The sequence below is a fragment of the Pseudomonas sp. FH1 genome, assembly GCF_000510895.2.
In the GTDB taxonomy this organism is placed as follows: domain Bacteria; phylum Pseudomonadota; class Gammaproteobacteria; order Pseudomonadales; family Pseudomonadaceae; genus Aquipseudomonas; species Aquipseudomonas azotoformans_A.
Window position 1 is genome coordinate 23,582 of record NZ_AOHM01000146.1, and the last position, 11,964, is coordinate 35,545.

General features: G+C 61.9%; 8 protein-coding genes. 2 read left to right on the forward strand and 6 right to left on the reverse strand.

Translation table 11 applies throughout. The features are described 5' to 3' along the window. Window positions 1-8: 8 nt before the first annotated feature. From H096_RS31965 to H096_RS31985, 5 genes are all read right to left on the reverse strand, one after another. Window positions 9-1,457: an efflux transporter outer membrane subunit gene (locus H096_RS31965; RefSeq protein WP_033903221.1), complete on the reverse strand. Its 1,449-nt coding sequence runs from the start codon at window positions 1,455-1,457 to the stop codon at window positions 9-11. After that, complete coding sequence (locus tag H096_RS31970; RefSeq protein ID WP_033903222.1) at window positions 1,454-1,927, reverse strand: MarR family transcriptional regulator; 474 nt, start codon at window positions 1,925-1,927, stop codon at window positions 1,454-1,456. The genes H096_RS31965 and H096_RS31970 overlap by 4 nt, the downstream gene beginning before the upstream one ends. A gap of 171 nt (window positions 1,928-2,098) precedes the next feature. After that, entirely contained in the window at window positions 2,099-5,770 is a 3,672-nt protein-coding gene (locus H096_RS31975; RefSeq protein WP_033903223.1) for a translocation/assembly module TamB domain-containing protein, read from the reverse strand. Then, window positions 5,770-7,497 (reverse strand): autotransporter assembly complex family protein, encoded by a 1,728-nt coding sequence (locus tag H096_RS31980; protein WP_033903224.1) that lies wholly within the window; start codon window positions 7,495-7,497, stop codon window positions 5,770-5,772. The genes H096_RS31975 and H096_RS31980 overlap by 1 nt, the downstream gene beginning before the upstream one ends. Before the next feature lie 64 nt (window positions 7,498-7,561). Beyond that, window positions 7,562-8,212, reverse strand: a complete 651-nt coding sequence (locus H096_RS31985) for a GNAT family N-acetyltransferase (protein WP_016977423.1) — start codon at window positions 8,210-8,212, stop codon at window positions 7,562-7,564. 169 nt (window positions 8,213-8,381) lie between these two features. Between H096_RS31985 and xthA the strand changes: the two genes are divergently transcribed. Together xthA and H096_RS31995 are read left to right on the forward strand one after the other, a co-directional pair. Beyond that, window positions 8,382-9,194, forward strand: a complete 813-nt coding sequence (gene xthA / locus H096_RS31990; RefSeq protein WP_016977422.1) for an exodeoxyribonuclease III — start codon at window positions 8,382-8,384, stop codon at window positions 9,192-9,194. 96 nt (window positions 9,195-9,290) lie between these two features. Then, window positions 9,291-10,622, forward strand: coding sequence for a phosphate ABC transporter substrate-binding/OmpA family protein (locus H096_RS31995; RefSeq protein ID WP_033903226.1), 1,332 nt, complete (start codon window positions 9,291-9,293; stop codon window positions 10,620-10,622). Window positions 10,623-10,649: 27 nt separating this feature from the next. Here H096_RS31995 and H096_RS32000 read toward each other — a convergent pair whose 3' ends face one another. Continuing rightward, window positions 10,650-11,879, reverse strand: a complete 1,230-nt coding sequence (locus H096_RS32000; protein ID WP_033903227.1) for an acyl-CoA dehydrogenase — start codon at window positions 11,877-11,879, stop codon at window positions 10,650-10,652. Between the last annotated feature and the right edge of the window lie 85 nt (window positions 11,880-11,964).

Below are 11,964 nucleotides of genomic sequence, written 5' to 3' on the forward strand. Positions count from 1 at the left end.
ACCTCAAATTATTCCGAGCGGGCGGGGGTGGTCGCGGCCATGTTCCTGGCGTCGTATCCGCCACCCAGGGCCTGCATCAATTGAATCGACAGATCGATATGCGCGGCATTCAGCGTCGCCAGCTGACGCTGGGCCTGCAGCAATTGCTGCTCGATGCTGAGCACATCCAAGTAGTTGCCGATGCCGGAGCTGTAGCGCTGCACACCGGTGTCGTAGGACTGCTGGGCAATGTCCGCGGCATGTTGCTGGGCCTGGATCTGCCGGCCGGTGTCGCGCAGTTGTGAAAGGGTGTTGCCAATATCGCCCAGGGCTTGCACCAGGGTCTTGTTGTACTGCGCCACTGCCAGGTCGTAGTCGGCGTCGCGGGCATCGAGGTCGGCGCGCAGGCGGCCGCCGTCAAAGATCGGCAGCGAGATCGTCGGCGCAATGTTGAAGAAGCGGCTGGCCGAACCGAACATCGCATCCCCCAGCAACGACTCGGCCCCGGCGCTCGCGCTCAGGTTGAGGTTGGGGTAGAAGCGGGTCTTGCTCGCGTCGATATTCTTGCCGGCCGCTTCGACGCGCCAGCGCGCAGCGATCAGGTCTGGGCGACGGCCCAGCAGCTCGGCGGGCAGCACCGATGGCACGGCAACAGCGCTGGGTTTCAGCACGTTGGGCCGAGCGAGTTCACTGCCACGGTCCGGGCCTTTACCGAGCAACACCGCCAGGGCGATCTTGGCGCTTTGCAGCTGTTTTTCCGCGTCGATCAGTTGCGACTGCGAGCTGGCTTCCAGGCTTTCGGTCTGCTGGTACTGGTAGTGGCTGTCGATGCCCGAGTTCAGGCGGCGCTGGCCCAGGTCGAGCATCTGCCGGGTGCGCTTGAGGTCGTCGTTGGCCAAGTCCCGCACGATATGGGCCTGGCCCAGGTCGCTGTAGGCCTTGGCCACGTTGGCGGCCAGGGTCAGGCGCGCGGCCTGTTGATCGACCTGGGCGGCACGCGCCTCGCCCAACGCCGCTTCCCAGGCGGCCCGCTGGCCACCCCAGAGGTCGAAGTTGTAGTTGAAGCTGGCGCCGATGTTGCGCACGGTGGAGTAGGCATCGCCTTCGCCCCGTGGGTCCTGGTCTTTGGCCAGGCGCGAGCGTGTCACACCGGCGCTGGCATCCAGGGTCGGCATGCGCTCGGCGTTGGCGGCATAGGCAGCGGCTTCGGCCTGGTGGGCACGGGCGCTGGCGACTTGCATGTCGGGGCTGTTTTGCAGGGCTTCCTGGATCAGGCCGTCGAGCTGTGGGTCGCCGAGGCTTTTCCACCAGTCGGCGCTGGGCCAGGCCGCGCTCGACAGGGTCACGCCGCTCAACGTCTTGCCGGTTTGCAGGGTGCCAGCGTCGAGCCGTGTGCCTTGGGTATCGAGGCCGCTGTAGTTGGCGCAACCGGCCATGCTCATGGCCACCAGCACCAGGCTAAGTGCGCGTCTGTTCATTCATTACCTACCCGCTGGATGACGATGGCGTCACCGGCAGCTACCAGAATTTTCTTGAGGATGCGTTCCAGGGTCTGCAACTCGCCAGGCTCCAGGGCGCCGGCCAGTTCGTTCATCGACTGCGCGCCGATGTGCGGCAGCATGTCCGCCAGACGCTGGCCGTCTTCGGTGAGCACCAGCCGCACCTGGCGCCGGTCCTGCTCGGAACGCTGGCGTGCCAGCAGGCCCTTCTGTTCCAGGCGGTCGAGCATGCGGGTCATGGAGCCGCTGTCCAAGGACAGGTTGCGGCACAGCTCCGCCGGGGTGTCGACGTCGAACTGGGCAATAATGATCAACACCTTGAACTGCGCGGCGGTTACACCGTGCGGCTCCATATGGGTGTCGATAATGCGGTCCTTGAGCAGCGCCGCCCGGCCTAGAAGCAGGCCAAGATGGCAGTTGCGAAAACTGTCAGGGGTGAAGTGGGGCATCGAAAGTCACCTTATTACTGCCTAGGCAGTGAATGTATGACAAGATGTTACTGCTTAGGCAGCGAATGTCAAATGGAATTATTAGCTTGCTTGGTAATTGCGCGATAAGCGGTTTTGAATGCAAGCAAATGTGGGAGCAAGCCCGCTCCCACATTTTTCACCGAGTAAGGTTTAGAAATCGCGTTTGTAGAAGATATCCAGGGAACTGGCCACACCACTGGCCACTTCCAGATACACCTTCTTGCTCAACAAGTAGCGCAAGGCGATCGTACTGGCCGGTTCGAACACCCCCACCCCATACCGCAGGCTGAGTTTCTCGGTGATCTTGCCGCTGGCCACCACGGCGGTGTTGTTGCCGCTGCCCTGGGTGTCGAGCTCAAAGTCCTGGATCCCCAGGTTCTTCGCCAGGTCCGACGTCACCCCGGCGCTGCCCATCAAACCCAAGCCCAATGCGGCCTGGGCCAGCATGTTGTTATCTTCACCGGTCGTGCTTAGCGGACGCCCCAGCACCAGATAGGACAGCGCCTGTTCCTGGCTCATGGCCGGCTCCGAGAAGATTTGCGTGGTGGGCTGTTCGGCGCTGCCGCTCAGGCGGATACCGGCGATCACATCGTCGGTCTTGCGGATCGCTTCAATATCCAGGTACGGCTGGTCCAACGGCCCGGCAAACAGCAACCGCGCACGACGAACGTCCAGCTTCTGGCCGTAGGCACGGTAACGCCCATCGTTGAGCCACAGCTCGCCACGGGTGTCCATGTTGTCGCCGATATGCACCTGGCCCTGCACCTTGGCGGTGAGGCCGAAGCCTGAGAAGTTGAGCTTGTCTTCACCCACCACTACGTCGATGTCCATCGCCATCGCCATCGGCGGCTTGCCCTCTTCGGTCTGGCTGCCGATGATCACCGTGTCATCCGAGACCTTGACGGTGGACGGCGGCAGTTCGCGTACGGTGATATCGCCGCGTGGGATGTGCACTTTGCCAGCGATGGCCAGCTTGTCGTTCTTCAGGCTGATTTTCAGGTCGGGCGCCACTTCCAGCACGGCGTAGGGTTCCACCGTGACCGGCAGTTGCGAGCCTTGCAGGCTGAGGTCCACCACCAGCGCCTGGCCCCAGTCGATCTGGCCCTTGAGGCTGCCCTGCCCGGCCTTGCCACTGCGCCAGCCACCGTTGAGCTGCACGCTTTCACCGGCAATCAGCGCCTGCACGTTCAGGCCTTCCAGGCTGATGGGCAGCTCCGGACCGGAAATCTCGCCGCCCACCAGGTTCACGTTGCCGTTGACCTGGGGCGCCAACAGGCCACCGGAGATACGCCCATTGCCATTGAGCTTGCCGTTGAGGGTTTCCACCATCGGCACAAACGGCCGCGCCACGGCGAGATCGAGGCCGACCAGGCTGAAGTTGCCGGTGATCGGCTTGTTCTTCGGCAACGGGTTGATCTGCGCCTGCACCATCAATTCGCCAAGCTTGCCGCCACGGAAATTCAGCTGCGTGTCGATACGCTTGGGATTGAGGGTGGTTTCCAACTTGAGCGTGTCGTAGGGGAAGTCCAGCCATTGGTCCTTGTCCTTCACGCGCAAAGTGCCGCCACTGGCATCCACCGCGACCACGCCTTTAGGGCCGCTGTCGGGCAGGTCCAGTTGCAAGTCGGCGTTGAGCTTGCCCTGCCAGGCGAAATCCTTGGGCAGGAACGCCGCCAGGCTGTCGATGGGGAATTGCTTGAGGTGGTAACGCAGCTTCGGTTCGGGCATCAGGCGCTGGTCTTCGCCGCACAGGCTCGCCGGGCCGGACACCCAGCAGTGCGCGGCAAATGTCAGCTTGCCATCGGCCATGCGTTCGATTTTCGCCGGGGCTTGCAGCTTCCAGTCCTGGCCACCGGCTTGGACATCGCCACTGGCCAGGCGCCCGCGCCAGTTGCCTTTGTCGAGGTTGCCGTCCAACGCCAGGGCGAGCTTGACCAGCGGCCCGGCCAGGTCCAGTTGGACCTTCTGGTTCTTGATATCGCCCTGGGCGCTGGCGGTCAGGGTGCCGACTTGGGTGTCGCCGGATTGGATGCCGCTGCCTTTCAGGTCGATCTTGGCGCGCTGGGCACTGTCGAGGTTGGCGTCGAGGGTGAGGTTTTGCAGGCGGTTATCGGCAAATGCCAGTTGCTGGCCCTTGAGAGCAAGCTTGCCCTGGGGGGCGTTGAGGCTGCCGGCCACGTCGAGTCGACCGTTGACCTGCCCGCGCAATTGCGGCCAGAGCTGGGCCAGGCGTGCCAGCTTGATATCAATCTGCCCGGCCAGGCGCTGTTGCAGGCTGCCGCTGCCGTTGATGCGGTTGTCACCCAGGCGGATATCCAGGTTGGCCAGCGTCCACTGCTCGCCCGCGCCTACCGCCTTGGCCGCCAACACAGCGGTTTGCCCGCGCAGGCGACCCTTGAGGTCGAGGTCGGCGTTCAGCTTGAGTTGCTCGTGCTTGAACTCGCCCTTGCTGCGTAGCGGCCCGGCCAGGGTGCCCGGCAGTTCTGCGACCCAGTAAGCCGGATTCAGCGCCGACAGGTCGAGCGCGGTGTCCCAGGCAATGCCGTCGGCAAATTGCAGGTTCAGGTGGCCTTCGGCCTTGCCTTGGCCAGCGGTGAGTTTCAGCTCGGGCAGGAAAATTTGCTTGAGGTCGCCACTGAACGGCGTGACCACATTGAACTTGCCCGCCGGGCCGTCGAGGTCGGCCTTGAGGTTGCCCAGGTAGTTGCCGTCCTTGTAGGAAATCTCACCATTGAAAGTACGAAGCGCTACTTGCGGCTCGTCGATCACCGGGTAGAGGCGGTGCCAGGGGAAGTCCAGCCAGTCGATCTTGGCGTCGGCGCTGAAGCCCTGTTGCCAATCCACTTGGGCCGTCAGCTTGAGGCTCTGTTTGTCACCGGCATTCAGGTCCAGACCGGCGATCTGCGCGCCCTTGGCGTCGACCCGGCCTTGCAGCAGCAAGTCCACCGGGCCTTTTTCCGCTGGCAGAACGGCCTTGCCCAACAGTTGGTAGCCGCGGCTCAAGTCGCCTTTGGCGGTGAGGTCGAGTTGATTGAGTTGCAGGGTGTCGGGCAGGTCGGCGCTGGGTTTGAAACCGTCGGCGGTGATGTGCACCTGGGCTGGAAGGTTGTCCGCCAGCGGTTGCAGTTCGCCCGTGAGCTTGGCAGGCAGGTAACCGCTGCTGTCGGCGTCGAGCTTGAGGGTCTTGAGCAGGTCGCCTTCAACCTTGAGCGCCACCTTCCACGCTGCGCCGCCCGGTGCGTAGGGCAGGCTCAGGTTACCGGTGACGCTCAATGGCCAGTCGCCGGTGGGTTGCAGCAGGCCGGCGAGGTCCAGCACCAGGTCATCCCGTTGCAGGTGTACCGAGTCGATCTGCATGCCGGCCGCCGTCCAATGCGCCGCGAGTTGAAGCCCCTTGAGTTCTTCGCTGCCATTAAACAGAAGGCTGCCAACGCGAACGTCGCCCAGCTGGATGGCTAGCGGCAGTTTCAAATCCGGCAGTTGGATCGGACCGCTGCTTTCTTCGGTGCTCGGTGGAAATTGCAGGCGGACCTGTTCCACATCCAGTTGATTGATGCACAGCGTCATGCGCAACAGGCACGCCGGCGACCAATCAAAGGTGGGGGCCTTGAGTTCGACGCGGCTGCTGTCCTGCTGCCACAACAAATGGTCGGCGCTCCATTGGCCACCCAGATGCCCTTGGAAATTTTCTACCGTCAAACCCGGTACACGGCCCAACGCCCAGCGGCTGCCCGCCTGGGTGCCGAGCACCGTCCACACTGCCAACAACAGCACGGCAAGGATGGCCACCACGGCCAGCCCCGCTATTTTCACACCACGCATCACAGCTCAGGCCCCATGGAAAAGTGCAATCGAATGCCGCCCGGATCTTCGAGGGCATGGGCCAGGTCGAGGCGGATAGGGCCGACCGGCGAAACCCAGCGGAGACCCACACCGACGCCGGTTTTGAGGCTGGGCATTTCCAGGGTATTGAATGAGTTGCCCTGATCGATAAAAGTTGCGACCCGCCATTTCTCGGCGATGGAATATTGATATTCAGCGCTCAGGGCCACCATGTAACGGCCACCAATGCGATCACCGCGGTCGTTCTCGGGCGATAGCGTCTGGTACTCGTAGCCCCGCACACTCTGGTCACCACCGGCAAAGAAGCGCAGCGACGGCGGCACCGATTTGTAACCGTTGGTGGCACTGCCGCCCACCTGGGCGCGGGCGAGGAAGCGGTGGTTGTCCCACAAGGTGGTCAGGCCTTTGACCATGGCCGTGCCATAAAGCAGGTTGGTATCGGACCCCAGGCCTTCTTTGGCGACCTTGGTGTCGAATTGCAGGCGGTAGCCGTTGTGCGGGTCGATGCGGTTGTCGCTGCGCAGGTAGGAATAGCTGACGCCCGGCATCACCAGGTTACTCAGGCCGGAGTCATTGCCCAGACGGTATTCTTCGCGCTGGTACTTGAGCGAAATCACCCGGGTCCAGCCGCTGGGCAACTTGCTGTGCCATTCAGGGCCGAGGGTCAGCAATTTACTGACCGTATCAGTGTTGGCGATTTCTTCGTTCTGGTAGCCACCCGCAAAACGCAGCTTATCGGTGAGCGGTGGGTCGAGCGGGATGTCGTACCACAGGCCGACGTTCTGCCGGGGCGCCGACAGCTCGGCTTCCCAGCCATAACTGTGGCCCTGGGGGTTGACCCAGTGCCGGGTCCAGTTGGCTTTGCCGCGCGGGCCGACGTCGGTGGAAAAACCCAGGCCAAGCCCCATGGTGCGCGGCTTGCGGGTTTCCAGGCGCACGGCCACCGGGATGATGTCATTGGTTGAGGCGGCGGGAGCAGCGTCCACGCGCACACCTTCGAAGAAACCACTGCCTTGCAGGTTCTGGTTGAGTTCGGCGATCAGTTCGGAGTCATAGGGCGTGCCACTTTTGAACGGCACCATGCGTTGCAGCAGGTCTTCGTCAAATGGCGTATCGCCAGCAAAGCTGACTTTGCCAAGGGTGTAGCGCGGGCCGCTGTCGTAGATGAGTTCGATATCGGCGACGCCAGCTTGCGGGTCTACCGCGAGTTTCTGGCTGGTGAAGCGCCCACTGAAAAAACCGTAGCGTGAGGCCTGGTTCTGGATCAGACGCTTGGCGTCTTCGTAATGGCCGTGATTGAGCACGGCGCCGGATTTGAGGTCGTTGCTGACGGGCACGCGAAAGGCTTTGAGGTCGGCGGCCTGGCCGTCGACCCGAATGGTCACGTTACGCAAATGCACCGGTTCGCCGGGGTCGATGGTGAGGATCAGGCGCGGGTTCTTGCCGCCCTTCACGTCACTCTCGATCTGTGGTTGATAGAAGCCTAGGGCCTGGGCGGCTTTGCGTGCCTGCTCCTCGGCGCCACGGCTGAACCGCAGCAAGGCTTCTTCATCACGATCGCCCACCCCGCCGATATAGCCTTCGATGTTGGCTTTCAACGCGTCGTTTGAGGGTTTGATCCGCACGTCCAGTTCGCTTTGCGCCAAGGCGCCGCAGCTTGTGAACAGCAGAATCAAGCCGCTGGTAAATCTTCCTGGAAACTTCATAGGCGCGGATGCTACACGACCTGGGGAGCCTCTTTGAACTCGGAAATGTCTGAATAATTCTGTACTAAGCCGTTGCAGCATGTAACGACTGGGGATTGGGGTGAAAAAACACATGCTCCAGGACAGGTCCTACAGCGACTTCACCGATTTCCTCATAGCCCTGACGCTTATAGAACTCCAGATAACGTGAGTTGCCCGTGTCCAGCACCACGCCAGACGAATGCGGGTCTTCGGCGCACCAGTTGTGCACGGCCTCCAGCAACTGCTCGCCGTAGTGTTTGCCCTGGAATTGCGGGTGAATGCCCAGCAACGGCAGCACATGCACCGACTCACTGGGCAGGCACGCCAGCACGGCGTGATGGTAGTCGAGGTAACGTCGCGTACCGCGCACGCCCGTGCTCAACCACATGCGCAGCTGCCAGGCCCAGCTTTCGGTAATCCCCAGGCGCCGCTGCGGTGGCGCGATCAAAGCGATGCCGATCAGCCGGTCGTTGACGAACAGACCAATGGCCGGCAGTTTCTGAAAGAAGTGCTGCTTGACCAGCTCACGCACAGTGGCGCGTACCCGCTGTTCATAGCCAGGACGCTCGGCTTCGAAGATGTAGGCGAACGTCGGCTCATGCCGATAAGCCTGGTACAGCAAGGAACGGGCTTCGCGGGAATAGCCGCTGTTGAGCAGGCGAATTTCAGCAGTTGCAGTTGAAGTGTCCGGCATACCGTCAATCTCCCTGGGCGCGGCTCAAAAGGCCACGTTCTTATGGGTACGAACCTACACAGCACCAGTCGTTCCCAGACATTAGCAGTGCAACTGCCCTACCGCCACGCTGGCCCCCGTCCGACTTGTCCGCTAGCATCGCCCTTTTGCCAGGACTGGACTGCCGACCATGAAAATCGTCTCCTTCAATATCAACGGGCTGCGCGCCCGCCCCCATCAGCTGGCGGCGCTGATTGAAAAGCACCAGCCTGACGTGATCGGCCTGCAGGAAACCAAGGTCCACGATGACCAGTTCCCACTCGCCGAGGTACAGGCCCTTGGCTATCACGTGTACTACCACGGCCAAAAAGGTCACTACGGTGTGGCCCTGCTCTCGCGCCAGCCGGCGTTGAGCCTGCACAAAGGCTTCGCCAGCGACGAAGAAGACGCCCAGCGCCGGTTTATCTGGGGCACCTTCGCCGATGAGAACGGCCAACCGGTCACCATCATGAACGGTTACTTCCCACAGGGGGAAAGCCGCGACCACCCTACCAAGTTCCCGGCCAAGCAGCGTTTCTACGAAGATCTGCAACAGTTGCTGGAGAGCCAGTTCAGCAATGACCAGGCGCTGGTGGTGATGGGCGACATCAACATTTCCCCGGAAGACATCGATATCGGCATCGGTGCCGACAACGCCAAGCGCTGGCTCAAGACCGGCAAGTGCAGCTTCCTGCCGGAAGAGCGCGAGTGGATGGCCCGCCTGAAAAATTGGGGCCTGGTGGACAGCTTCCGTCACCTCAACCCGGAGGTTGCAGACCGCTTCAGCTGGTTCGACTACCGCAGCCGTGGCTTTGAGGACGAACCCAAGCGCGGCCTGCGCATCGACGTGATCCTGGCCTCCAATGGCCTGCTGTCGCGGGTCAAGGATGCCGGGGTGGACTACGAGTTGCGCGGCCTGGAAAAGCCGTCGGACCATGCGCCGATCTGGCTTGAACTGAGCTGATCCCCCTGACGGGGTCGAACCCTCGGCCCCGTCATATTTATGCAACCTGCCTGACTTATTCTCGCGGCACTCCCTTTGGCTTGAGAAGGTGCCGGCATGAGGCTGCGCGTTCTGTTCCTGCTGGTGCTGTTTCCCCTCGTCGCTGTGGCCGCTCCCCTCCCCGTTCCTGATCAAGGTCCTGCCTTGCGCATCCAAGGCTCCAATACCATTGGCGCAGCGCTTGGCCCGGCATTGGTCAAGGGCTTGATGGAGCATCAGGGGTTGCAGGCGGTGCACAGCGAACCGGCCGAGGGTGCCAATGAACAGCGCGTGATCGGCAAGACGCGCCAAGGCAAGACGGTGATCATCGAAGTCGCCGCTCACGGATCAAGTACCGGCTTCACGGCGCTAAAAAAATCCACCGCGGACTTGGCGGCTTCATCGCGCCCGATTAAAGACAGCGAACTGGTTGACCTCGAGCCCTTGGGCGACCTGAAAAGCCCTGAAGCCGAACAGGTGATCGCCATCGATGGCCTGGCCATCATCCTCCACCCGCTAAACCCGCTGAACACCCTGAATACCGAGCAACTGGCGCAGATCTTCAATGGCGAGGTCGCAACCTGGGAGGCGCTGGGTGGCGTCGGCGGGCCGATTCATCTGTATGCGCGGGATGACCAATCCGGCACCTACGACACCTTCAAGGAACTGGTACTGCGCCTGCGTGGCAAACCGCTCGCGCCAGGCGCCAAGCGTTTCGAGTCCAGCGAGCAATTGTCCGACGCGGTCAGCCAGGATCCCCAAGGCATTGGCTTTATTGGCCTGCCCTACGTCCGCCAGGCCAAGGCGGTGGCAATTGTGGATGGCGACTCGCAACCCATGTTGCCGTTGAACAGCCTGATTGCGACCGAGGATTATCCACTGTCACGTCGGCTGTTCTTTTACTGGCCGCCATCGAGTCGCAATCCCTGGGCCAAGGCGTTGGTGGACTTCAGCCAGAGCAGCAAAGGCCAGGCAATCGTGGCCGCCAATGGCTTCATCGCCCAGCAGGTGCAGGCGATAGCCGTGGAGCCACGTACGTCGATGCCTGCGGACTATCAAGCGATTGCGCGGGATGCCCAGCGCCTGACGGTGAATTTTCGTTTCGAGGAAGGCAGCGCGAGCCTGGACAACAAGGCCCGCCAGGATTTGCAGCGGGTGGTGGCGTACCTCAAAAGCCACAACAAGCTGGATAAGCAGGTGACGCTGGTGGGCTTTGGCGATGCCAAGAACGACCCGCAGCGGGCAGCGTTGCTGTCAAAGTTGCGGGCAATGGCGGTGCGCCGGGAACTGGTCAAGAACAGTGTGGTATTGCGCGATATCCGCGGGTTTGGCGCGCAGATGCCGGTGGCGGCGAATACGGCGGATGAAGGGCGGATCAAGAATCGGCGGGTGGAGGTTTGGGTGTATTGAATACCCAACCTCCCCGCCTATTGCTGTTTATTGCCCGCTGCGCATCAGCTCTTTAGGCACATACTTGCCAATCTCGAACTTACCGATCGCCGCCCGGTGCACTTCATCCGGGCCATCGGCCAGGCGCAAGGTACGTTGCATGGCGTACATGTAGGCCAGCGGGAAGTCGTTGGAAACACCTGCACCGCCATGAATCTGGATCGCGCGGTCGATCACCTTCAAGGCCACATTCGGCGCGACCACTTTGATCTGGGCGATTTCGCTTTTCGCGACTTTGTTACCCACGGTGTCCATCATGTACGCCGCCTTCAAGGTCAGCAGGCGCGCCATGTCGATTTCCATGCGCGAGTCAGCGATCTTGTCAATATTGCCGCCCAGCCGCGCCAACGGCTTACCGAATGCAGTCCGGCTGACGGAACGTTTGCACATCAATTCCAGCGCGCGCTCGGCCATGCCGACAGAGCGCATGCAGTGGTGGATACGGCCAGGGCCAAGGCGCCCTTGGGCGATTTCAAAGCCACGACCCTCACCCAGCAACACGTTTTCATACGGTACGCGCACATTGTCGAACAGCACTTCGGCATGCCCGTGGGGCGCATCGTCATAGCCGAACACCGGCAGTGGGCGCACGATCTTCACGCCGGGGGTGTCCACCGGCACCAGGATCATCGAGTGCTGCTGGTGGCGTGGTGCGTCCGGGTTGCTAAGGCCCATGAAGATCAGGATCTTGCAGCGCGGGTCGCAGGCGCCGGAGGTCCACCATTTCTTGCCATTGATCACCCACTCGTCGCCCTGGCGCTCGGCGCGGGCGGCCATGTTGGTGGCATCCGAGGACGCCACATCTGGCTCGGTCATGGCGAACGCGGAGCGGATCTCGCCGCGCAGCAGTGGCTGCAACCAGCGTTGTTTCTGTTCTTCGTTGGCGTAGCGCACCAGCACTTCCATGTTGCCGGTATCGGGGGCGGAGCAGTTGAACGGCTCCGGGCCCAACAGCGAACGGCCCATGATTTCAGCCAGCGGCGCGTATTCAAGGTTGGTCAGACCGGCGCCCAGCTCGGATTCCGGCAGGAACAGGTTCCACAGGCCTTCGGCTTTAGCCTTGGCCTTCAGCTCTTCCATGATTGCGGTGGGCTGCCAGCGGTCGCCTTCGCTGACCTGGCGTTCGAACACCGGCTCGGCCGGGTAAACGTAAGCGTCCATGAACGCAGTGACGCGTTCACGCAGTTCCTGAACCTTGGGCGAATAGGCGAAATCCATGAGCAGCTCCCTTCTCTGAGAGGTTGTTTAGGTCATGCAATCGATGCTAGAACAGCGTTGATAATTTACCTAGCCTATTCTCGGC